The organism is Amycolatopsis echigonensis (assembly GCF_002846615.1).
GTDB lineage: Bacteria > Actinomycetota > Actinomycetes > Mycobacteriales > Pseudonocardiaceae > Amycolatopsis > Amycolatopsis echigonensis.
This window is the reverse complement of record NZ_PJMY01000003.1, coordinates 7,617,330-7,638,465: the sequence shown is the minus strand read 5'-3', so window position 1 is coordinate 7,638,465 and position 21,136 is coordinate 7,617,330. Positions and strand designations below refer to the sequence as shown.

General features: G+C 71.6%; 20 protein-coding genes and 1 pseudogene. 9 read left to right on the top strand and 12 right to left on the bottom strand.

What is annotated here, in order from left to right; translation table 11 throughout:
* The first annotated feature begins 14 nt into the window (after window positions 1-14).
* Window positions 15-1,148, top strand: a complete 1,134-nt coding sequence (locus ATK30_RS41045) for an FAD-dependent oxidoreductase (protein ID WP_101440066.1) — start codon at window positions 15-17, stop codon at window positions 1,146-1,148.
* A gap of 161 nt (window positions 1,149-1,309) precedes the next feature.
* On the opposite strand, the gene ATK30_RS41040 is transcribed toward ATK30_RS41045, so the two are convergent.
* Window positions 1,310-2,149 (bottom strand): alpha/beta fold hydrolase, encoded by an 840-nt coding sequence (locus ATK30_RS41040; protein WP_101440065.1) that lies wholly within the window; start codon window positions 2,147-2,149, stop codon window positions 1,310-1,312.
* Between the two features lie 110 nt (window positions 2,150-2,259).
* On the opposite strand from ATK30_RS41040, the pseudogene ATK30_RS47825 reads away from it, so the two are divergent.
* Window positions 2,260-2,692, top strand: a pseudogene (locus ATK30_RS47825) (anthrone oxygenase family protein).
* 19 nt (window positions 2,693-2,711) lie between these two features.
* Here the strand turns inward: ATK30_RS47825 and ATK30_RS41030 are convergent.
* From ATK30_RS41030 to ATK30_RS41010, 5 genes are all read right to left on the bottom strand, one after another.
* The gene (locus ATK30_RS41030; RefSeq protein WP_208637559.1) at window positions 2,712-3,200 is read right to left on the bottom strand and encodes a GyrI-like domain-containing protein; all 489 of its coding nucleotides are present in this window, start codon (window positions 3,198-3,200) and stop codon (window positions 2,712-2,714) included.
* Window positions 3,201-3,226: 26 nt separating this feature from the next.
* Window positions 3,227-3,550, bottom strand: a complete 324-nt coding sequence (locus tag ATK30_RS41025; protein ID WP_101440063.1) for a YciI family protein — start codon at window positions 3,548-3,550, stop codon at window positions 3,227-3,229.
* Window positions 3,550-4,353 (bottom strand): alpha/beta fold hydrolase, encoded by an 804-nt coding sequence (locus tag ATK30_RS41020; RefSeq protein ID WP_101440062.1) that lies wholly within the window; start codon window positions 4,351-4,353, stop codon window positions 3,550-3,552. The genes ATK30_RS41025 and ATK30_RS41020 overlap by 1 nt, the downstream gene beginning before the upstream one ends.
* Window positions 4,350-5,672 carry an RNA polymerase sigma factor gene (locus ATK30_RS41015; RefSeq protein WP_101441340.1) on the bottom strand — a complete coding sequence of 441 codons (1,323 nt, stop codon included), beginning with the start codon at window positions 5,670-5,672 and terminating at the stop codon, window positions 4,350-4,352. Before ATK30_RS41015 ends, ATK30_RS41020 begins: the two co-directional genes overlap by 4 nt.
* 86 nt (window positions 5,673-5,758) lie before the next feature.
* Complete coding sequence (locus ATK30_RS41010; RefSeq protein ID WP_101441339.1) at window positions 5,759-6,508, bottom strand: TetR/AcrR family transcriptional regulator C-terminal domain-containing protein; 750 nt, start codon at window positions 6,506-6,508, stop codon at window positions 5,759-5,761.
* A gap of 226 nt (window positions 6,509-6,734) precedes the next feature.
* Between ATK30_RS41010 and ATK30_RS41005 the strand changes: the two genes are divergently transcribed.
* Complete coding sequence (locus tag ATK30_RS41005) at window positions 6,735-9,083, top strand: DEAD/DEAH box helicase (RefSeq protein ID WP_463672433.1); 2,349 nt, start codon at window positions 6,735-6,737, stop codon at window positions 9,081-9,083.
* On the top strand, window positions 9,080-9,736 hold the full coding sequence (locus ATK30_RS41000) for an SWIM zinc finger family protein (protein WP_101440061.1): 657 nt from the start codon (window positions 9,080-9,082) through the stop codon (window positions 9,734-9,736). Before ATK30_RS41005 ends, ATK30_RS41000 begins: the two co-directional genes overlap by 4 nt.
* 255 nt (window positions 9,737-9,991) lie before the next feature.
* Here the strand turns inward: ATK30_RS41000 and ATK30_RS40995 are convergent, their stop codons facing one another.
* Entirely contained in the window at window positions 9,992-10,612 is a 621-nt protein-coding gene (locus ATK30_RS40995; protein ID WP_101440060.1) for a TetR/AcrR family transcriptional regulator, read from the bottom strand.
* 110 nt (window positions 10,613-10,722) lie between these two features.
* On the opposite strand from ATK30_RS40995, the gene ATK30_RS40990 reads away from it, so the two are divergent.
* From ATK30_RS40990 to ATK30_RS40975, 4 genes are all read left to right on the top strand, one after another.
* Entirely contained in the window at window positions 10,723-12,234 is a 1,512-nt protein-coding gene (locus ATK30_RS40990; RefSeq protein WP_101440059.1) for a CocE/NonD family hydrolase, read from the top strand.
* 9 nt (window positions 12,235-12,243) lie between these two features.
* The gene (locus ATK30_RS40985; protein ID WP_101440058.1) at window positions 12,244-13,026 is read left to right on the top strand and encodes a cyclase family protein; all 783 of its coding nucleotides are present in this window, start codon (window positions 12,244-12,246) and stop codon (window positions 13,024-13,026) included.
* Complete coding sequence (locus ATK30_RS40980; RefSeq protein WP_101440057.1) at window positions 13,023-13,961, top strand: fumarylacetoacetate hydrolase family protein; 939 nt, start codon at window positions 13,023-13,025, stop codon at window positions 13,959-13,961. The genes ATK30_RS40985 and ATK30_RS40980 overlap by 4 nt, the downstream gene beginning before the upstream one ends.
* A 192-nt stretch (window positions 13,962-14,153) precedes the next feature.
* On the top strand, window positions 14,154-14,930 hold the full coding sequence (locus ATK30_RS40975; RefSeq protein ID WP_208637558.1) for a PE-PPE domain-containing protein: 777 nt from the start codon (window positions 14,154-14,156) through the stop codon (window positions 14,928-14,930).
* A gap of 65 nt (window positions 14,931-14,995) precedes the next feature.
* On the opposite strand, the gene rox is transcribed toward ATK30_RS40975, so the two are convergent.
* From rox to ATK30_RS40955, 4 genes are all read right to left on the bottom strand, one after another.
* Window positions 14,996-16,423 carry a rifampin monooxygenase gene (gene rox, locus ATK30_RS40970; RefSeq protein WP_101440055.1) on the bottom strand — a complete coding sequence of 476 codons (1,428 nt, stop codon included), beginning with the start codon at window positions 16,421-16,423 and terminating at the stop codon, window positions 14,996-14,998.
* A gap of 175 nt (window positions 16,424-16,598) precedes the next feature.
* The gene (locus tag ATK30_RS40965; protein ID WP_101440054.1) at window positions 16,599-17,243 is read right to left on the bottom strand and encodes a class I SAM-dependent DNA methyltransferase; all 645 of its coding nucleotides are present in this window, start codon (window positions 17,241-17,243) and stop codon (window positions 16,599-16,601) included.
* 52 nt (window positions 17,244-17,295) lie between these two features.
* A complete protein-coding gene (locus tag ATK30_RS40960; protein WP_101440053.1) occupies window positions 17,296-18,912 on the bottom strand; it encodes an acyl-CoA dehydrogenase family protein in 1,617 nt (538 codons plus the stop codon).
* On the bottom strand, window positions 18,896-19,501 hold the full coding sequence (locus ATK30_RS40955) for a TetR/AcrR family transcriptional regulator (RefSeq protein ID WP_101440052.1): 606 nt from the start codon (window positions 19,499-19,501) through the stop codon (window positions 18,896-18,898). Before ATK30_RS40955 ends, ATK30_RS40960 begins: the two co-directional genes overlap by 17 nt.
* Before the next feature lie 138 nt (window positions 19,502-19,639).
* Here ATK30_RS40955 and ATK30_RS40950 point away from each other — a divergent pair, with 138 nt between their 5' ends.
* Window positions 19,640-20,506: an LLM class flavin-dependent oxidoreductase gene (locus tag ATK30_RS40950; protein WP_101440051.1), complete on the top strand. Its 867-nt coding sequence runs from the start codon at window positions 19,640-19,642 to the stop codon at window positions 20,504-20,506.
* Here the strand turns inward: ATK30_RS40950 and ATK30_RS40945 are convergent.
* Window positions 20,503-21,096, bottom strand: coding sequence for a hypothetical protein (locus ATK30_RS40945; protein ID WP_208637557.1), 594 nt, complete (start codon window positions 21,094-21,096; stop codon window positions 20,503-20,505). The two genes, ATK30_RS40950 and ATK30_RS40945, sit on opposite strands and share 4 nt — an antisense overlap.
* Window positions 21,097-21,136: the final 40 nt, after the last annotated feature.

The following is a 21,136-nucleotide window of genomic DNA, read 5'->3' as shown; positions in this document are numbered from 1 at the left end:
GAGGGGATGTCATCATGCGAATCGTGATCGCCGGGGGCGGGCTCGGCGGGCTGACCTGTGCGCGGGTGCTGAAGGCGCACGGCATCGACGCCGTGGTCTGCGAACGCGACGCCAGCCAGGACGCGCGAGTCCAGGGCGGCACGCTGGACCTGACGGTCGACCAGGGGCAGTGGGCGCTGCGCGAGGCCGGTCTGGAGGCCGGTTACCGCGCGATCGCCCGTCCCGAAGGCCAGGACATGGTCCTCTACGACTCCGCGGGAACCCTGCTGCGGCGGGAAATCGCTCCGGAGGAGGGCGAAGCACGCTGGGGCCGTCCCGAGGCGGACCGGCCGGCGCTGCGGAAACTGCTGCTCGACGCGCTCCCCGAGGACACTGTCCATTGGGGACGCACGGTGACTCGCGCGGAGCCGCTCGGCGACGGACGCCACCGCGTTCACCTGTCCGGCGGCGACATCCTGGAGTGCGACTTCCTGATCGGCGCGGACGGTGCCCGGTCGAGGATCCGCCCGTTGCTCACCGACGCGGAACCGGCGTACTGCGGCGTGCACGGAATGGGCCTGGTCATCCACGACGCGGACCGGGCGCACCCGGCGGCGTCGGCGCTCGTCGGCCGAGGCAGCTTCTCCGCGCTCGGGGAGCAGCGCACGCTTTCCGCGCAGCGCAACGGAGACGGCACGATCCGGGTCCACCTGGCACTGCGGTGCGGCGAAGACTGGCCGGAGACGTCGGGGATTCCGTTCGACGACCCGGACCGTGCCCGTGCCGCCCTGAAGGAGCTGTACGCCGGGTGGCCGGCGGAGTTCCTGGCGTTGCTGGACGCCACGTCTGGGCCGATCTCGGTGTACCCGTTGACCGCGTTGCCGATCGGGTTGCGCTGGGACCCGACGCCGGGCGTGACGTTGATCGGGGACGCGGCGCATCTGATGTCGCCGTTCGCCGGACAGGGCGCGAACCTCGCGATGCGCGACGGCGCGGACCTCGCCCTGGTCCTCGCTGAAGGCGGCGACGTGCGGAAGTTCGAGCAGGCGATGTTCGAGCGCGCTGAACCGGCGGCGCAGATGTCGGCCGACAACCTGGAACTGTTCCTGTCGGACGGCGCGGCGGAGAAGGTGCGGCACCTGTTCGCGACGATGTCCGGGGAGGAGTGACTGTTCTTTGGCCGGGCGTGCGTCGTGCTGCCGCCAGTGCCGGGCATCGGTCGAGCGCGCCTGTCGACCCGGGCGTGGTGGCGGCTCGCGACAGGTCCAAAACTGGCACCGCTCTGGGGTCGCGCGAGATGCCCATTTCAGGCGGCCTGGCGCCTCCCGGTTCAGGCAGCGAGCATCGCCTCGGCGATCTCGTCGGCGGCAGCGTCCGGGATCGCGCTGGCAGCGTCGTCCAGGACGACCAGCCGGGCGCCGGGGATGTCGCGGGCGAGCGCTTCTCCGTTGCCGACCGGGAAAAACACGTCCCGGCGGCCGTGCAGCACCACAGTCGGGATCGCGAGTTCCGGCAGGCGCTCGCGCCAGCGAGGAGTGCAGTCGAGTTGGGAGAACACCATGCCCAGCTGGTTGGCCATCTGCACGACCGGCTCGGTGCTGGCCGCGCGGTCGAAGATCCGGGCCGCGACGGTGCGGGCGGCGTCCGGGTCGTTGCCGAGGATCACGGCACTGGCGGCGGCGCGTTCGGCGACGGCGGCACGGTCCGACCAGTCCGGCATCGGCAGCGCGAACAGTTGGCGCATGGCCTTGGCGTCGTGGTCGGGCAGGTCGGGGTCGACTGGTCCGGGCGCGACGGGCCGGGTTCCGTACAGGGTCAGGGCGGAGAACGCCTCGGGGTGGTCGAGCGCGGCGACCTGGGCGACGAACCCGCTGACCCCGATTCCGGCCAGGTGCGCAGGCCGGTCGTCGAGTTCGCGGGCCAGCGCGGCTGCGTCGGCGGCGAGGTCGCGCAGGGTGTAGGCCGGGGCGTCCGGGTCGAGCGTGGTGGAGGCGCCTGCGTCGCGGAGGTCGTAGCGCACGACGTGCCGTCCGTCGCGGGCGAGGGCTTCGCACAGGGTGTCCGGCCACGACAGCATCGTGGTGCCGCCGACCAGCAGGACGAGCGGCGCGGCCGGGTCGCCGAAGTGTTCGGCGCCGAGTGCGACGCCGTTGGGGAGCGTGTGCTGCATGGAGGTCTCCTGGCGAGACGATGACGCATGGTTCCGAGCGGATAACCGATGGATCGTCTCGCGGTCCGCGGGTTGACTGGGGTGTGTTCGGGACAGAGGAGGGCAGTGCGATGGCGGTCGTTTCCGAAGCGGTGCTCGTGGCGGCGGTGGTCGCGGCGGGGCTGATCGCGGGGTTGTTCTACGCGTACACGGTGTCGGTGATGCCGGGTCTCGGCCAGGCCGACGACCACACGTTCGTGACCGCGATGCGCGGGATCAACGTCGCCATCCTCGATCGCGGCCGTGGTCCTGCACCTCACGGGCGACGCGCGGGGCGGGCTGCCCTGGCTTGTCGCGGGCAGCCTGCTGCTGGCGGCGATGCTCGTGGTGACCGGCGCGATCAACGTGCCGATGAACAACGCCCTCGAGAAGGACACGGCTGACGTCGCCACGCTGCGCGCCCGGTTCGAGACGCCGTGGGTGCGCTGGAACCGGGCGCGCACGGTGCTGTCCGCGGCCGGATTCGGTTGTCTGGTCGGCGCTTTGGCGGCCCGGGGCGCGTGACCCCGGGACCGCCGGCGGGTCAGTCGGCGAGCCGGAAGCAGAGGTCGGTGTCCCAGTTGTTCGCGTCCGGCTCCACCTGCGGGTCGGTGCGGTAGATCTCGAGCCGCGCGCCCCAGTGCTCGCCGTCGGCCTCGACGATGCGGTCCCAGCGCACGTCCTCTTTTTCGCCCCAGGCGAGCAGGTCGGCGGTGGCGGCGAAGAGGCCGGAGGGCGGGCCGTGGTGGGTGGCCTGGGCGTATTTCCCGGCGGGCACCACGTCGGTGAAGTACTCGTCGCCGAGGTCGACCGGGTCCGCGACGGGCACTCCGGCTTCGACGGTGACCGTCCGCATGTCCGTGCCGAGCAGCAGGTAGCGGAAGAACGGGGCGTCGGCGGGTTCGAGGCCGCGTTCGGCGAGTTTGCCGACGATCGCGGCGATCTGGTGCGCGACGTCCGCCATGCCGTCGAAGCCGACCGTCGCGCGGTAGCCGGCGTAGCGCTGTTCGTCTCTGTCCACAATGGAGGGCAACGTGGTTCCTTTCGGGGACGCGGGAGTCAGCCGAGCAGCGGGCGGACTTCGATGGTGCCGTAGGCGGCGGCCGGGTGCCGGGACGCGTGTTCGACGGCCTCGTCGAGGTTGGCGCATTCGAGCACTGCGTAGCCGCCGATCTGGTCTTTGGTCTCGGCGAACGGCCCGTCGGTGAGCAGGACGTCGCCGCCGCGCACGCGCACCGTGGTGGCCGTAGCGGGCGGGTGCAGGCCTCCGCCGCCGACGAGGATGCCGCGTTCTTGCAGGTCCTCGGACCAGCCGCCGCAGCCGACGGCGAGCTGCTCGGGGGTCGGCTCCTCGGATCCGGCGATCATCAGCAGGTAGCGCATCAGTTCTCCTCGGTGAGCGTTTCGGCGAGGCGGGCGGCGAACGCCTCGGGCTGGGCGGCGAACCCGGCGTGGTCGCCCGGGAACTGGACGGGCTCGCCGCCGAGCGCGCGGGCCAGCCCGACGCCGGCCTCGTACGCCGGGGTTCCGACGGCGTCGCCCACCGCGACGACGATCCGGGTGTCCGCGGCGGCGAGCGCTTCGAGATCGGGTTCCCAGGCTCCGATGGCGCCCAACAGCTTGCCGAAGAACACCTCGAAGTTGCCGCGCATCTGCTTGCCTTGTTCGATTTCCTCGGCGGTGGGCTGTTCGGGCTGCGGCGGGATCTCGAACCCGCTGGCGGCCATGAACGCCCCGACCGCCGCGTCGGTGCCGTGCTCGCGGTAAATCGCCGGGATGTCCGGGAAATCGGCCAGGAGGTCGCCGAGATACCGGCTGACCGGCGGTTCGTGCGCGACGAGCGTCCGCACCGCTCCCGGGTAGCGGACGGTGTGCTCGAGCATGGTGATCGCGCCTCCGCTGCTGGCCAGCACCGAAACCGGTCCGGCGTCCAGTTCGGCGAGCAGCCGCTGGACGTCCTCGGCGTGCTGGCCGACCAGGTCGTCGTCGAGCTCGGTGGTCCGGCTGCGGGAGATGCCGCGCGGGTCGAAGGTGACGACGGTGTAGCGGTCGGCGAGGCACGGGCGCAGCGCGGTGAACCCGGTGGCGTCCGCCGGTCCGCCGGGCACCAGGAGCAGCAGCGGTCCGGAGCCGGCGACGTCGTAGTGGATCTCCGCGCCAGGCACGCGAAGGGTTTTGGTGATCATGGCTGTCCTTCCGGGGTCGGTTTGCCTTCCCGACGAACGGAAGACGCGGAGACAGACACCTCCGGCGAAGAAATTTCCGAAAGTCGTCTCCGGAGGTAGCGGCGTTCGGCTCCGGTGCGAGCCGACGCGAGCGCTTCGGCGTACGCGACCTGGGCTTCTTCGGTGCGGTCGAGCCGGCGGAGGAAGTCCGCGCGGGTGGCGGGCAGAAGGTGGTAGCCCGCCAGATCGTTGGTCAGCCGGTCGGCGAGGGCGAGCCCGGCTTCGGGCCCGACGGCCATCCCGACCGCGACCGCGCGGTTCAGTTCGACCACGGGATCCCGCCGGAAACGGAGGAGTTGGACGTAGAGCCCGGCGATCTGCGCCCAGTCGGTGTCTTCGGCGCGGGCGGCGGTTGCGTGGCAGGCAGCGATCGCGGCCTGGACCTGGTAGGGCCCGGGCGTGCGCCGCCGCAGCGCTCCCTCCAGCAGCGCGGTGCCTTCGGAGATCGCCGCGGCGTCCCACTGGCTCCGGTCCTGTTCGTCGAGCGGGATCAACTCGCCGTCGGGGCCGTTCCGCGTACTGCGCCGGGCGTGTTGCAGCAGGAGCAGCGCGAGCAGGCCGGTGGCCTCGGGTTCGTCCGGCAGCAGGGTGCGGACCAGACGGGCCAGCCGGATGGCTTCGCCGGCCAGGTCGGGGCGCTGGAGGTCGTCGCCTTCGCTGGCCGCGTAGCCCTCGTTGAACAACAGGTACAGCACGCCGAGCACCGCCGCGGTGCGCTCGGGCAGAAGATGGGCGGGCGGCACGCGGTACGGGATCCCGGCGGCGCGGATTTTGCGTTTCACCCGGACGAGCCGCTGCGACATCGTCGATTCGGACACCAGGAACGCGCGGGCGATCTCCGCGGTGCTGAGCCCGACGAGCGTACGCAGCGCGAGCGCGACCTGCGCTTCGAAGGCGAGCGCGGGATGGCAGCAGGTGAAAATGAGCCGGAGCCGGTCGTCCTCGAAACCGACGGCGTCGCCGGCTCCACTGTGGACAGTGGCCGGTTCGTCCGGGACCGCCAGAAGCGCGGCCTCCCGGAGTTTGCCCGTTCCCACGGCCGCGCGCCGGAGCCGGTCGACGGCACGGTTGCGGGCGGCGGTGGTGAGCCACGCTCCGGGGCGGTCGGGAACGCCGTCGCGCGGCCAGGTGCGCACGGCGAGCGCGAACGCGTCCTGGGCGCACTCCTCGGCCAGGTCCCAGTCGCCGGCGACGCGGATGAGCGTGGCCACGACGGAGCCCCACTCGTCGCGGAACGCCTGCGCGAGCGCGGTTTCGGCCGCGTCGGGCTGCCCGGTCACCACGTGCTCCCTCCTCGTACGCGCCGGCGGACGTTTCCGCCGACACCCTCCGAACGGTAAACCGAGGCCCCGACAATTTCGCGCGGTCAGGCGCCGGCGAGCTGGCCGATCCCGTCGAGGATGCGCTCGAGCCCGAACCGGAAATGGTGCTCGGGATCCGAGGATCCGCCGTAAGCCAGCCCCGCGGTGGTGCCGACCCGGCTCGCGCGCGGGAAGTGCGCCGGGTCCGCCGCCGGGATCTCGGCCAGCACCGGCGCGGAGCGGTTCCACCAGTCGAGGTCGCTCATCCCGCTGCGGCGCGCGGCGCGGGTCGCGTCCACCGAACCGCGTGCCGCGCCCGCGACCAGTCCGTTGAGCAGGCTGACGATCGCGTCGAGCTGGACGTCGTCGAGGTCGAGCTCGTCCATCGCGGCCAGCTCGCGCTCGTATTTGGCGAAAGTGTGCGGGCCCAGCGTCGGGCGGCCGACGCGGATCTCCAGCAGCCACGGGTGCCGGTGGTAGAGCCGCCACAGGTCTTCGGCGACCGCGGCGAGCCCGGCCCGCCAGCCCTCCGGCAGCTCGCCGGGGAGTTCGCCGTGTGCGTGGTCGAGCATCAGCGCCAGCAACTCGGCGCGGCCGGGCACGTAGGTGTAGAGCGACATCGTCGCGACGCCCAGTTCGTCGGCGATCCGCCGCATGGTGACCGCCTCCAGCCCGTCTGCGTCCGCGATCCGGATCCCGGCGAACACCACGTGCTCGACCGAGAGCTTCGGTTTCGGGCCGCGGCGCGGGGGACCGGGCACGCCCCAGAGCAGTTCGATGGTCCGCCGCGGATCGCCCGCCTCCTCGGTGTCCATTTCGCTCCTTGTACGCAGTACGGAGTTTTCCGGTAGGCTAGCGTGGAGCGGCCAGCCAGGGGAGGGCGGAGCACTGAATTCAGCAGTGGTGGAGCCGGGCCGGATCGTGTTCTGGAGACCGGACGGCGCGGAGCCGGACGGTCCCGGGACTCCCGGCACGGTCGAGGTCGTGCTGCCGGACGGGGTGCGCACCGTGCCCGCGCTGCGGTTGCCGACTGCGGAGGCGGTGCCGGTCCTGCGGTCGCTGACAGATCCGTCGGCTCGGTTCTGGGCGCTGGCCGCCGAAGCCGCGGAACGGCGCGCCTCGGCCGGATGGACCGGACCGCTCGACCCCGACGAAGAAGCGTGGCTGCGCCGCCTCGCCGACGCGATGCCGCCGCACGCCCACGCGGCGCCGATCCCGGGAGATCCGGCGCGGTTGCCGGAGCCGTACCCGCTGCTGCTGCGGTTCCTCGGCGACGTCGCCGGGGTGCGGCCGGCGCTGCGGGTGTCGCTGCGGATCGAATCCGACGACCTGGCGGGCGGCCGGTTCCGCGCGGTCGTCCAGGTGCACGGCGGGAGCGAACCGCTGGTCGACGCGCAAGAGCTGTGGCGCACCGGAAGCCAGGAGGCGCGGCACGAGGTCCTGCTGACGCTGCGGCACGGGGCCGAAGTGTGGCCCGCGCTGGCTCCGCTGCTGTCGGCGGCGGTTCCGTCGTCGGTCGCGCTGGGAGACCGCGAGATCGCCGAACTGCTCGCCGGCGCGCTCGACGCCGCGGAACTGGCGGTGCACTGGCCCGCGGAGCTGACCGGGCTGGCCGCCCGCGCGGTGGTCCGGCCGGGCGACGCGCCGTCCGACGCGCGGTCGTTCTTCGGCGGCGACCGGGTGCTGCAGTTCGACTGGCAGCTCGCGCTCGGCGACAGCGAGCTGAGCGTCGCGGAGCTCGACGCGCTCGCCGAAGCCCAGCGTCCGGTCGTCCGGCTGCGGGACCGGTGGGTGCTGCTGGACCGCACTACCGCCGACCGCGCCCGGGATCGCACGCTCAAGCCGCTGACCGCGATCGAGGCACTCGGCGTCGCGCTCACCGGCCGCACCGAGGTCGACGGCGACCAGGTCGACGTCCGCACCGACGGCTGGCTCGAGGAGCTGCGCGCGCGGCTGTCGGCCGATCCCGGGCCGGTGCCGCAGCCGGCCGGGCTGGCGGCGACCTTGCGCGACTACCAGCTGCGCGGCCTGCACTGGCTCGACACCGTCACCGGGCTGGGCCTGGGCGGCTGCCTCGCCGACGACATGGGGCTCGGCAAAACCGTCACGCTCATCGCCCTGCACCTGCACCGCGATGCCGGCCCGACGCTGGTCGTGTGCCCGGCTTCGCTGCTGGGCACGTGGGAAACGGAAATCCGCCGGTTCGCGCCCGGGACGCCGGTGCGCCGGTTCCACGGCACCGCGCGGTCGCTGGACGATCTCGGCGGCGGCTTCGTCCTGACCACCTACGGCACGCTGCGCACGGACCCCGCGCCGCTGGCGGAGGTGAGCTGGGATCTGCTGGTCGCCGACGAGGCGCAGCACGTGAAGAACCATCGTTCCGACACCGCGAAAGCGTTGCGGCTGTTGCCTTCCGCGGCGAAAGTCGCGCTCACCGGCACGCCGGTGGAAAACACGCTCACCGAGCTGTGGGCGATCCTCGACTGGACCACGCCCGGCCTGCTCGGTCCGCTCGCCGACTTCCGCCGGCGCTGGGGAAAGCCGGTCGAATCCGGGGCCGACCCGGCCGTCGCCGAACAGCTATCCCGGCTGCTCAGGCCGTTCCTGTTGCGCCGCCGCAAATCCGACCCGGGCATCGCGCCCGAGCTTCCGGCGAAGACCGAGACCGACCGGCCGGTGTCGCTCACCGCCGAGCAGGCCGCGCTGTACGAGGCAACGGTGCGGGAGCTGATGGCCGACATTTCCGGGAGCGACGGCATGGCTCGCCGCGGCCGCGTGGTCAAGCTGCTCACCGCGCTCAAGCAGATCTGCAACCACCCCGCGCAATTCCTCGGCGAGCCTGAGGACAGCACGCTCGCCGGCCGGTCCGGCAAGCTCGAACTGCTCGACGAGTTGCTCGACACGATCCTCGCCGAGGACGGCGCCGTGCTGGTGTTCACCCAGTACGTGGTGATGGCGCGGCTGCTCGAACGGCACCTCGCCGCGCGCGGCGTCCCGGCGCAGCTGCTGCACGGCGGAACCCCGGTCGCCCGGCGCGAGGAGCTGGTCCGCGGCTTCCAGAACGGCGACGTGCCGGTGTTCCTGTTGTCGCTCAAGGCCGCGGGCACCGGGCTCACCCTCACCCGCGCCGACCACGTCGTGCACTACGACCGGTGGTGGAACCCGGCGGTCGAGGACCAGGCGACCGACCGCGCGTACCGGATCGGGCAGACCCGGCCGGTGCAGGTCCACCGGCTGGTCGCGGAAGGCACGGTCGAGGACCGGATCGCGGTGATGCTGCGGGAGAAACGCGCGCTCGCCGACGCGGTGCTCGCCTCCGGCGAGGCCGCGCTCACCGAACTCACCGACGCCGAACTGGCCGAGCTCGTCACCCTCCGGAGGCCGCGATGACCGACCGGGTCCGCGGATTCCCTGCGTTCCCCGCCCGCGCCGGCCGCGGCCCGTTCGCCCGCACCTGGTGGGGCCGCGCGTGGCTGCAGGCGATGGAGGACACCGCGCTCGACCTGCGGCAGCTGAAGAAGGGCCGCAGCTACGCCGCGGCGGGCCTGGTCGGCCCGATCACGGTCAGCCCGGGCCTGATCACCGCGACCACCGAGGACGCCGACGACGCCGACGACGGCCCGTACCGCACCGGCGTGCACCTGGCCGAACTGTCCGCGACGGACTGGGAGCTGCTGCTCGACCGCGCCGCCGACCACTCCGGGCACCTCGCCGCGCTGCTCGACCGGCACCTGCCGCCGGAGCTGGCCGAGGTCGTCCCGCTGCTGCCCGGCATCGGCGACCTCGACCCGGACTGCGACTGCCCCGGCTGGGAACTCCCGTGCCGGCACGCCGCCGCGCTGTCGTTCCAGGTCGCGTGGCTGCTCGACGCCGACCCCTTCCTGCTGCTGCTCGCCCGGGGCCGGACTGAACAGGAAATCCTCGACGAACTCGGCCGCCGCACCGCCACCCGGGTCACCACCGGAGTGCTGGCCGCGGACGCGTATGCCCGGGCGGTGCCGCCGCTGCCGGATCTCGCGGAGTTCACGCCCCGCGTCCGCTGAACCCGCTCGCGAGCCTCGCGCAGTCGGAGGCTCCGGACTGCGCGGCGGGATGGTGTGACTGGCGGCTTCGCGAGTCACCCTTTCCAGCAGTGGTGGCCATTCTGCGGGCTACGGTGCGTCATTCAGCCGTGCCCGGCGAGCGAATGAGTCTGTCGGACACGGCCCGCTCACCTCCTGCGGGTCGCAGGAAACACGGTCGCCAATTCGGGACAGGTCGCAGCGGAGGGCGAGAGTCACGTTCTCGCCCTCCGCGTCTCAGGAGAGTTCCGGCCTCGGCTGCGGAGGTCCAGCGGCCGCGCCGAGCCCTCGGAGGAGGGCGTCGACAATGCGGGTGGGCAGGTCCGGTTCGAGCGGCTCGCGGGTGAGCACGATTCTGAAGTGCAATGGCGCGACGAGCATCTGGAGCACAAAGCGGGGATCGGTGCCGTCGGGCAGCTCTCCGCGTTTGATCGCCCGTGCGGCGATCTGGCCGGACTGGGCGTAGCGGGAGTTCCAGTACTGGTCGCGCAGCTGCTGGGTGGCCGGGTCGTCGCCGGCCGAGGCCAGCGTTCGCTCCAGGGCGTTGCCGGCGGGCGAGGTCAGGTATTTCGCGAGCGCTGTGGCGTAGGCGACCAGATCGTCCCGCAGGTTCCCGGTGTCGGGCACCGGGAGTTGTTCGGCGGCGTCGGCGAGCAAGGCGTCGATGATGAGGTTCTCGCGAGTGCCCCACCGCCGGAAAATCGTCGTCTCGTTCACCTGCGCGCGCCGGGCCACCTCGGACACTTTCAGGTCCGCCAGGCCCTGCTCCTGCAGGAGCAGGCTGGTGGTCTCGAGGACCGCGGCGCGCACGCGGGCCGTCCGTCCGCCCGGCCGTCTCCGGACCTCCGCATCGCTCACGGCATGCACTCTAATACAAGTCCGCTTGCTTTTAGTGGAGGAGCGCCGCATACTCCTGACGCAAGTCGACTGGCTTTAACAGCGGCTGCCCACCCCACAGGAGTTCTGAGATGCGCATCGAACGGGACATCGAGGTCCCCACCCGCACCGGCTCGCCGATCCTGGCCGACGTGTTCCTGCCGGACGACGACGGCGCGTTTCCCGTGCTGGCGTCGATCAGCCCGTACGGCAAGGACGTGCACTGGCCGGACCGCTATCCGCTCTACGAACTGGTGCCGCAGCACGGGCACATGGTCTGGGAGACCCCGGATCCCGAGTGGTGGACGGCCCGCGGTTACGCGGTGCTGCGCGCCGACACCCGGGGCACCGGCAAGTCGCCCGGCCGGATGGACCTGATGAGCCCGGGCGATTCCGAGGACTTCTACGACGTCGTCGAGTGGGCGGCGCAGCAGCCGTGGGCCAACGGCAAGGTGGCGTCCAGCGGCATCTCGTGGCTCGCGATGATGGGCTGGCGGGTCGCGGAGCTCCAGCCGCCGCATCTCGCCGCGATCGTGGCTTGGGAAGGCGCGACCGACTTCTACCGCGACTTCGTCTACCAGGGCGGCCTGTACGCCCACGGGTTCATCGAGTTCTGGTGGAACCGCCAGATCACCCCCCAGCGCAACAGCGACGACGGCGACGACTGGCGCGAAGTGCTCCCACGCCATCCCGTGCTCGACGACTACCACCAAGCGCACATCGTCGATCTCGACCGCGTCACCGCGCCGGTGCTGTCGGCCGGCAACTGGGGCGCCCTGCACGTCCACCTGCGCGGCAACATCGAGGGCTGGGCCCGTGCGGCCTCGCGGGACAAGTGGCTCGTGGTGCACACCGGCACCCACATCGATCCCTACTACGCCGAGTGGGCACTGGATCTGCAACTGCGCTTCCTCGACCGTTTCCTCAAAGACCAGCCCGACCGCATGGACGGCGTGGCTCCGGTGCGGCTGGCGATCCGGCACGGGCGGGAGGTCGAATGGCGAGACGCCACGGACTTCCCGCTTCCGCAGACGCAGTGGCGCGAGCTCCATCTCGGCGACGGTGTCCTCGACTGGGAGCCGCCCGCAGACGCTGCGACGGTGGCGTATCCCGCCAGCTTCGACACCGCCCCGGTGTCCGAGCCGCTCGAGCTGACCGGTCCGGTCGCGTTGCGCCTGTGGCTCAGCGCCGACCAGGACGACCTCGACGTCTTCGCGCGAGTGCAGCACATCGGCGCGGACGGCGAGCCGATCCCGGCGGTCGGCCCCCAGGGCGGCCCGGTCCCGATGACCCTGGGCTGGCTCAAGGCTTCCCACCGCGAGACCGATGCCGAGAAGTCACTGCCGTACCGGCCGTGGCACCCCCACACCCGCGAGATCCCCCTCGCGCCCGACGAGCCGGCCCTGCTCGAGGTCGAGATCTGGCCGACCAGCATCACCCTCGCCCCGGGCGAGCGGCTCCGCCTGGAGCTGGTCCCCGGGGACAGCGACCTCGGCTTCATGACCCACGACCACCCCGATCTCCACCGCCCGGCGACGACCGCCGCCATCCACGTCGGCGGCGACCACGCCTCCCATCTGCTCGTCCCGGTCATCCCGCGATAAGGAGCAGCCATGCGACAGCTCGTGGACATCTCGGTCCCGCTGCGGGGCGGGATCGCCTCCGACCCGCCCGGCCACCGGCCCTCGATCAGCTACGTCGACCACCGGCAGTCCGTCCCGGATCTGCTCCGTTTCTTCCCGGGCGCGACGGCCGCGGACCTGCCCGACGGCGAAGGCTGGGCGATCGAGCGCATCGAGGCCACCACTCACACCGGCACTCATCTCGACGCCCCCTACCACTACGCGTCCACTATGGACGGAGGCCGCCGGGCCATGACGATCGACGAGGTGCCCCTGCACTGGTGCTTCCAGGCGGGAGTCAAGCTGGACTTCCGCCACCTGCCCGACGGCCACGTCGTCACGCCCGCCGACATCGACACCGAACTCGACCGGATCGGCCATCGGCTGCGCCCGCTCGACATCGTGGTGGTCAACACCCGGGCCGGCGCCCGCTACGGCCAGGACGACTACGTCGACTCCGGCTGCGGAATCGGCCGCGCCGCCACCCTGCACCTGCTCGAGCAAGGGGTGCGGGTGACCGGAACCGACGCCTGGAGCTGGGACGCCCCGTTCCGGTACACCGCCGAACGCTACGCCCGCGACCACGACCCCTCCGTCATCTGGGAGGGCCACCGAGCCGGTCGCGAGATCGGCTACTGCCACATCGAGAAGCTGCACAACCTGGAAAGCCTCCCGGCCACCGGATTCCAGATCGCCTGCTTCCCGGTCAAGATCCACGCGGCGTCGGCCGGTTGGACCCGCGCGGTGGCGATCTTCGACGAGGAGACTGCATGAGAATCGGTTCCGTACTTGTCGACGGTGTGCAGCGCTACGGCGTCGTCGACGGCGATCGCATCGACCTGCTCCCCGCGACCGCGGACGTCTTCGAGGTGCTCGCCGCCGGCGACCCCGCGACGGTCGGCCAGGGGGAGGACTGGGACGAAACCGCATCGATCGCTGTCCCGGTGCCGGTCGCCAGCATCCGCGACTTCATCACCTTCGAACAGCACACGGCCGGCTCGCTCCGCGCGATCACCGGGAGCAGCGAGATCCCGGACGCCTGGTACGAAGCGCCCGCCTTCTACTTCACCAACCCGCACGCCGCGATCGGTTCCGGCGCACCGGTCCCGATGCCGCCCGGATGCGAAGTGCTGGACTTCGAACTCGAAGTCGCGGTGGTCATCGGCAAAGCGGGCTTCAACCTGTCCGTCGCCGAGGCCGCGGACCACATCGCCGGGTTCACCATCCTCAACGACTGGTCCGCCCGCGACCTGCAGAGCCGGGAAATGCGCGTCGGACTCGGACCGGCCAAGGGCAAGGACACCGCCACCACCCTCGGCCCCGTGCTCGTCACCCCGGACGAACTGGCCGACTGCGAAAGCGGCGGCCGGTACGACCTGGCCATGGAGGTTTTCGTCAACGACACCCGCATCGGCGGCGACACGCTCGCGAACATGGCCTGGGCCTTCGCCGAACTGATCGCCTACGCCAGCCGCGGCACCTGGGTCCGGCCCGGCGACGTGCTCGGCTCCGGAACCTGCGGGAGCGGCTGCCTCGCCGAACTGTGGGGATGGCACGGCGACCGGCAACCGCCGCCCTTGCGCGTCGGCGACTCCGTCCGCATGACCGTGCAAGGGATCGGCACCGTCCACAACACCGTGGTCGCCGGCCCGCCCCTGCGCGACGTTCCTCCTGCTCGCGGCGCACGCCGGGGGAGCAGTCCGGGTTGACCGGGAGGCGGCGTCCGCCGCGGATCACCCGATCCAGTGGACTCGGATCGGGTGCCGGTGCGGCCTGACCAGCGGCATCGGCCGACGCCACGGTCCGGCGGCGATCATGCTTTCAGCAGGATTTCATGGGTTTTCCCTAGCTTTCCGAATGCGTTCAGCAACACCTTGACCATTCGATGCGGAGGGGACCCGATGGCAAAGAAAGCCAGGAGGATCGCGCTGATCGGCGCGGTCGTCGCCACGCTCGGCGCGGGATTCGCCAGCGCCGCGCCGGCGCACGCCGACGACGCGCACTACTACATCCTGATCGGCGGCACCTGCGACGGGAAGGCGTCGGTCTACCGTCCGGAGTGGCTGCGGGGCGGCATCGCGCGGGTCGTGGACTACCCCGCCGGAGCCGCCGGCGCGCCCAACTGCGACCAGACCCCGATGGACCGGAGCGTCGCGATCGGACACGACCGGGGCCGCCAGGTCGTCCAGGACGCCTACCGCGAGAACCCGGACGCCGAGTTCACCGTCGTCGGCTACTCCCAGGGCGCGATCGTGGCGAACATGGTGCTCAACGACATCGCCGACGGACAGCTGGGCGTGGACAAGGCCAAGTTCAGCGCCAAACTGTTCGCCGACCCGATGCAGCCGCCCGGCCCGGCCGGGACCGGGATCAGCGCGACGCTGCCGCCGGGGACCGGCCTGCCCTCGCCGTTCGGCGGCTACGTGTCGTTCGGCGCGGGCCGCCCGGACTTCGCCGGCGTCCGGTCCATCCGCTACTGCATCCAGACCGACGGCATCTGCGATTTCGACCCGATCCAGGCGGCGGGCGGCTACTTCGCCCAGCACTGGTGCTACCAGTGGCCGCGCCCGACGGACCAGCGGTCGATCATGCAGGACACCATCGCCGACGGCGTGTACACCAACACGTCCGTACGGCTGGGCAAACAGGACTGCTGGGGCGGTCCGGTGCACCCCTGACCGCGGCCGAGCGGGTTCCCGGCACCCCCAGGGAAGCCGGGAACCCGCTCGACCCCGCTACGTCCTCATCGCTTCGCGCCGAACCATTGCAACAACCGCGTGTTCAGCTCGTCCTGATCCTGTCCGGTCCAGACCACGTGCCCGTCCGGCCGCAGCAGGACAGCCGGCACGTCGAGGTCCTCGCTCACGTCGACGACGTGGTCGACCCGGTCCGCCCAGCCCTCCGCCGACAGCTGCCCGCTCTGGTCCAGCAACAGCCCGCGGCCCTGGTGCATCAGCTCGTACAGCCGCCCTCGCTTGAGCGGCAGATCCGGCATCCGCCGGCCGAGCAGCGGATGCCCGTCGCCGAAGTCGTAGCGGATGTCGAGCGCGAGCACCTTCTCCAGCAGCAGCCGGTTGACCTCCTCGAAGGCCATCAGCTCCGTCATCAGCCGCCGCATCGCGCGCCCGTCCGGATCGGGTGACATCACCACGGCCTGCGCCCGGACGTTGTCCAGCACGGCGTCCGCCACAGGGTGCCGCTCGGCCTCGTAGGTGTCCAGCAACCCCGCCGGAGCCCAGCCGTTGACCTCGGCGGCGAGTTTCCAGCCGAGGTTGAACGCGTCTTGGATGCCGAGGTTGAGGCCCTGCCCGCCCAGCGGCGGATGGACGTGCGCCGCGTCGCCGGCCAGCAGTGCCCGGCCGACGCGGTAGTGCTCGGCCTGCCGGGTCGCGTCCCCGAATCGCGAGAGCCAGCGAGGGGAGTGGACGCCGAAATCCGTCCCGGCGTACTCGCGCAGCTGATGTTTGACCTCCTCCAGCGTCGGCGTCCGCGCCTCCCGGTCTTCGATCACTCCGGCCGCGGGCACGACCACGCGGAACAGCCCGTCGCGGAGCGGACCGACCCCGAACCACAGCTGCGTTTTGCGGATTTCCCCGACTACCGCGGCGATTTCGGCCGGATCCGCCGTCGCCTCCATCTCGCCCAGCAACACCTCGCGGCGCGCGGGCTCGCCCGGGAACGCCACGCCGAGCGCCTTGCGCACCGTGCTCCGCCCGCCGTCGCAGCCGACGAGATAACGCGCCCGCAGTTCGCCGCCGTCGGCCAGCGAGACGCTCACCCCGTCGCCGTCCTGGCTCAGCCCGACGACCTCGCATCCGCGCCGGATCTCCGCACCCGCCTTGACCGCGTGCTCGGCCAGCAGCCGGTCGGTGATCGGCTGCGGAAGCCCCAGCACGTACGGATGCGAGGTGTCCAGCCGTTCCGGAGCGGGACGCGGGATCCCCGCGAAGAAACCCCCGACCGGGTGCGTCGTGCCCTCGGCGAGGAACGGCTCCAGCATTCCCCGCTGGTCCAAGACCTCCATGCTGCGCGAGTGCATCCCCAGCGCGCGCACGAACTTCGGCGGCTCCGCCTCCTTCTCCAGCACGACCACGCGCACCCCGTGCAGCCGCAGCTCCGCGGCCAGCATCACGCCCGCCGGCCCGGCCCCCACCACGATCACGTCCGCCATCAACTTCTCGTCCCCTGTACCGGAGCCGATCCCGCCCGCGGTATTTCCGCAGGCAGTGGCTCCGGCGGACGATTGTGGAGCACCACCCGGGCCTTGCCGCAAGCCCCGGGGTGCGCTATATGTTGAAGTGGGCAGGGAGAACTCCCCGCCCACTTCTGTCCCCAGTGGACTTTCCTCAGCCCTCCTTGCGGGCTGTCAAGTACGCCTGCCGCGTCGCTTCGAAGCTCGGGCCAGGCTCGCGCACCAGCCGCGCGTCCACCACGAAACCGGCGTCGGTCAGCAGCTGCGCGACGAAATCCGGGTCAAGCCGGTAGGCATCCGCCGCGATGTCGTGGCCGTAGGCGTTCTCGATGCGGCGGTGCTCGTTGTCGCCCACCTGGAACGCGGTCAGCAGCCAGCCGCCCGGACGCAGCACCCGCACGAGTTCCTTGGCCACCACCGGAAGCTCCTCGGGCGGCGTGTGGATCAGCGAGTACCACGCGAGCGCCCCGGCGAGGGAGCCGTCTTCGAGGTCGAGCGCGGCGAGGGAGCCCACCTCAAACCGCAGGTGCGGATGCGTCCGGCGGGCGACCTCGATCATCGCGGGGGACAGGTCGACGCCGAAGACGTCCAGTCCCAGCGTCTTGAGATACCCGGTCAGCCGACCGGGGCCGCAGCCCAGGTCGCCGACCGGCCCTTCGCCGACGAGTTCGGCGAAGGCGGTGAGCACCGCGCGGTCCCAGGTGGCGTCCTGCAGGAAGTCCTTCAGCAGCTCGGCGTAATTCTCGGCGACAGTGTCGTACGCGGTCCGCGTCTCGGTTACGTAAACAGGTTCGGTCACGGGCAGGGACAGTAGCCCGCGCCGCCGCGCCCTGTCCGGCGAAACACGCGGACTAGACGCGGGCGCGGGCGATGATCGCGGAAGTGTCGGTTCCAGCGGGCAAAGTACCGAAAGCCAGGCCCCAGTCGCCGCCGAACCGCGTGCCGCAGAACGCGTCCGCCACCGCGCGCGGCGCGTGCCGCACCAGCAGCGAACCCTGCAGCACCAACGCCATCGACTCGACGACCCGCCGCGCCCTGAACTCCAGATCGTCCACATCGGACAGATCCTTCTTGAGCCGGTCGACCGCGTCGTCGAGGCGCGCGTCCCCGCCCGCGGCCAGTTCGACCTCGGCGAAGAACGCCGCCACGGACTCCGGCTGCCGTCCCATCGCCCGCAGCGCGTCGAGCGCCGCGACGTTGCCCGAACCCTCCCAGATCGACATCAGCGGCGCTTCCCGGTACAGCCGCGGCATTCCCGACTCCTCGACATACCCGTTGCCGCCAAAGCATTCCAGCGCCTCGGCCGCGTGCATCGGGGCCCGCTTGCACACCCAGTACTTCGTCACGGCGAGCCCGAGACGGCGGAACGCCTGCTCCTGCTCGTCGTCGCGCCGATCGCCCGCGGCCGCCAGCCGCATCGACGCCGCCACCGCCGCTTCCGCCTCGATCACCAGGTCCGCCAGCACGTTCGCCATCAGCGGCTGGTCTACGAGCGCCTTGCCGAACGCGTGCCGGTGCGTCGCGTGGTGCACCGCGCGGACCGCGCCCAGCCGCATGCCCGACGCACTGCCGAGCGCACAGTCGAGCCGGGTGTTGTTGACCATCTCGATGATCGTGCGGACCCCGCGGCCCTCCTCGCCGACGAGCCAGCCCACCGCGTCGTCGTACTCGATCTCCGACGACGCGTTCGACCGGTTCCCGAGCTTGTCCTTCAAACGCTGCAACCGGATCGGGTTCCGGCTGCCGTCCGGGAGCACGCGGGGGAGCAGGAAGCAGGACAGCCCGCCGGGAGCCTGCGCCAGCGTGAGGAACATGTCCGACATCGGCGCGCTGGTGAACCACTTGTGCCCGACCAGCCGGTAGCTGCCGTCGCCCGCGGGCCGCGCAGTGGTGGTGTTCGCGCGGACGTCCGAACCGCCCTGTTTCTCGGTCATGGACATGCCCGCGATCAGGCCGCGTTTCGTGCTCGGCTCGCGGAGCCCGAAGTCGTACTCGGTCGAGGCCAGCAGCGGCTCGTACTTGTCGGCCAGCTCGGGATTGGCGCGCAACGCCGGAACCGCCGCGTAGGTCATGGAAATCGGGCAGGTGTGCCCCGCCTCGGACTGGCTCCAGACATAGAACTTCGCCGCCCGCGCCGCGTGCGCGGCCGGCCGCTCGTCCCGCCACGGCGCGGCCTGCAGCCCGTGCGACACCGCGACGTTCATCAGATCGTGCCAATGCGGATGGAACTCGACCTCGTCGATCCGGTGCCCGTAGCGGTCGTGCGTGCGCAGCACCGGCTCGTTCTCGTTGACCAGCCGGCTCCACTCCTGCACCTGCTCGCTGCCGGCCAGCCGCCCCAGCTCGTGCAGCTCGTCGACGACCCACGACGCGTCGGTGCGCCCGACCGCCTCCGCCAGCGCCGGATCGGCCGCGACGTCGTGCTCCAGCGGCGGAACCTGATTGACGACCTCATGCGTTGCGGGCATCCGAACCTCCCAGTGACCGCACGACGAACGTGCTCAACTCGCTGACCTCCGCCGACCCGCCGCTGGTCAGCGGGCCGATCAACACCTCCGCGGCGGCACCGACCAACGCCGCCGCACTGACCGCCGCGTCCTGAGCGGGCAACACCCCGGTCCGCACTCCTTCGGCGACATGCTCTGCCACGACGTCCCGGAACACCCGCCGGAACTCGAGCCGCTCCGCGTCGATCACCGCGTCCACCGGCTCGGCCAGCAGCGCATACGCCAGCCGCGGCGCCTTCAACGCCCGCACCGCGAACGTCTCGAACACCGCCACGACCCGCGCCACCGGATCGGCCGGTCCGCCCGCGGCCGACCGCACGGCCTCGACCTCGCGGGACACGACCTGCCGGAACACCCGCACGACCAGGTCGGCCTTGGTAGGGAAGTGCCGGTACACCGTGCCCACCGCCACGCCCGCCCGCTCCGCGACGGCGGCTACCGAACAGCCGGAGTACCCGTGCTCGGCCAACTGCCGCACGGTGGCGTCCAGGATGCTGTCCCGGAGCGCGTCGAGGCGCTCCTGGACTTTGGGCGTTCTGCGGTAGGCCACGGGAAGAAGTGAACCATCGATTCACAACTTGCGTCAACGGCTGCCCACCCCTGCCGGTTACCGGACGCGCGGTGCCGGGCTACGTGCAGCCGCTTATTCGCTTGCCGCGCCAGCTCTTCCGCCAGGACCATGTCCCGTATGCGCTTCTCGGTCAACATCCCGAACTTCGGCGACTTCGCCGACGCCCGGACCGTGGCGAGAGTGGCGGCAGCGGCCGAACAAGAAGGCTGGGACGCGCTGTTCCTCTGGGACCACGTGGTCCACGACAAGGAAAAACGCCGCGGCGCGCCGTTCGGCGATCCCTGGATGCTGCTGACCGCGGCCGCGCTGGCGACCACCAAGCTCAAGATTGGCACGCTGGTCACCGCGGTGCCTCGCCGCCGTCCGGAGCACCTCGCCCGCCAGGTCGCCACTCTCGACGCCCTCAGCGGCGGACGGGTCATCTTCGGCACCGGCCTCGGCGGGCCGATCAAGGACGAGTTCGGCAGTTTCGGCGAACCCACCGACCCGGTCGTCCTGGCCGAGCACCTCGACGAAAGCCTCGGCCTCCTCGACCGATACTGGTCCGGCAACCCGGTCGACCACGACGGCAAGCACTACCAGGTCCGCGACGTCACCCTCCTGCCCGCCACCGTCCAACAGCCGCGCCCGCCGGTCTGGCTGGCCGCCGTCTGGCCCAACCGCAGGCCGGTCCGCCGCGCCGCGCGCTGGGACGGAATCGCCCCGCTGTTCAAGAACGCCACGCACGGCGTCGTCCCGGGAGCCGACGACGTCCGGGACGTCGTTTCCTACGCCCGGAAACACGGCGCGGGGGAGAAGTTCGAGATCGTGGTCGGCGGCAGCACACCGGGCGACCCGGCCCGGGCCCGCGACCTGATCGCCCCGCTGGCCGAAGCCGGCGCGACCTGGTGGGACGAACGGCAGCTGATCACCACCAGCGACCTCGACCGCCTCGAACCCACCCTGCGCCGCATCAGCCAAGGCCCGCCCAGGGGAGCGGACTAGACCTCGACCGCCAGCACCCGGCTCAACCGCTCCGCCAACGGCCGCACCGACTCGGCGGACACCTCGCCGCCCAACCCGGCAGCAGGAAGGAAACGGACCGTCGTCCCTGTCGTCCCGTCCGACGGCACCGCGACCAGTTCGCCCGCCGGAACGCCGTGGCGATACCGCTGCGTCCACGCGCCCTCGGCCCGGCGGTTCGTGTGCACCAACCACTCGCTCAACGCCGCGACCACCGACATCCCGTACCGCGGATGCCCGTCAGGGAGGGGAGTGGCGGGCGGAGAATCGAAGTACCGGAAGTCTTTCGTCGCCATCACCGGCTTCCGCACCGGCCGCCCGTCGTCGCCGACCGCCATCTGCGTCCCGCGCCCGTCGTCCGAAACCGAAACCGAACCGTCCGGGTGAAATTCGACGACCGCACGGCCCGCGCCCCGGTCCTCAGCCTCGTCGGCGGCGTAGGCGAGCACCTCGAGAATCAGGTGACGCGTCCCGGTCGGCGCGTACCGCGCCGGATTCTCGCGGATCAGCCGCAGATGCTCCGGATCGTGCTCACGAGACCAGTCGTGCGTCGTCGGCTCAGGCAACGGCATCCGTCCATCCTGCCACCGACGCTTGACCTGGCGCGCGCTC

Bases quoted from the DNA above. Each gene is read 5' to 3' on its own strand.
- ATK30_RS41045 (WP_101440066.1), top strand. From the start codon at position 15: ATGCGAATCGTGATCGCCGGGGGCGGGCTCGGCGGGCTGACCTGTGCG.
- ATK30_RS41040 (WP_101440065.1), bottom strand. From the start codon at position 2,149: ATGCAGCACACGCTCCCCAACGGCGTCGCACTCGGCGCCGAACACTTC.
- ATK30_RS41025 (WP_101440063.1), bottom strand. From the start codon at position 3,550: ATGCGCTACCTGCTGATGATCGCCGGATCCGAGGAGCCGACCCCCGAG.
- ATK30_RS41020 (WP_101440062.1), bottom strand. From the start codon at position 4,353: ATGATCACCAAAACCCTTCGCGTGCCTGGCGCGGAGATCCACTACGAC.
- ATK30_RS41010 (WP_101441339.1), bottom strand. From the start codon at position 6,508: ATGGACACCGAGGAGGCGGGCGATCCGCGGCGGACCATCGAACTGCTC.
- ATK30_RS41000 (WP_101440061.1), top strand. From the start codon at position 9,080: ATGACCGACCGGGTCCGCGGATTCCCTGCGTTCCCCGCCCGCGCCGGC.
- ATK30_RS40990 (WP_101440059.1), top strand. From the start codon at position 10,723: ATGCGCATCGAACGGGACATCGAGGTCCCCACCCGCACCGGCTCGCCG.
- ATK30_RS40985 (WP_101440058.1), top strand. From the start codon at position 12,244: ATGCGACAGCTCGTGGACATCTCGGTCCCGCTGCGGGGCGGGATCGCC.
- ATK30_RS40980 (WP_101440057.1), top strand. From the start codon at position 13,023: ATGAGAATCGGTTCCGTACTTGTCGACGGTGTGCAGCGCTACGGCGTC.
- ATK30_RS40975 (WP_208637558.1), top strand. From the start codon at position 14,154: ATGGCAAAGAAAGCCAGGAGGATCGCGCTGATCGGCGCGGTCGTCGCC.
- rox (WP_101440055.1), bottom strand. From the start codon at position 16,423: ATGGCGGACGTGATCGTGGTGGGGGCCGGGCCGGCGGGCGTGATGCTG.
- ATK30_RS40960 (WP_101440053.1), bottom strand. From the start codon at position 18,912: ATGCCCGCAACGCATGAGGTCGTCAATCAGGTTCCGCCGCTGGAGCAC.
- ATK30_RS40950 (WP_101440051.1), top strand. From the start codon at position 19,640: ATGCGCTTCTCGGTCAACATCCCGAACTTCGGCGACTTCGCCGACGCC.
- ATK30_RS40945 (WP_208637557.1), bottom strand. From the start codon at position 21,096: ATGCCGTTGCCTGAGCCGACGACGCACGACTGGTCTCGTGAGCACGAT.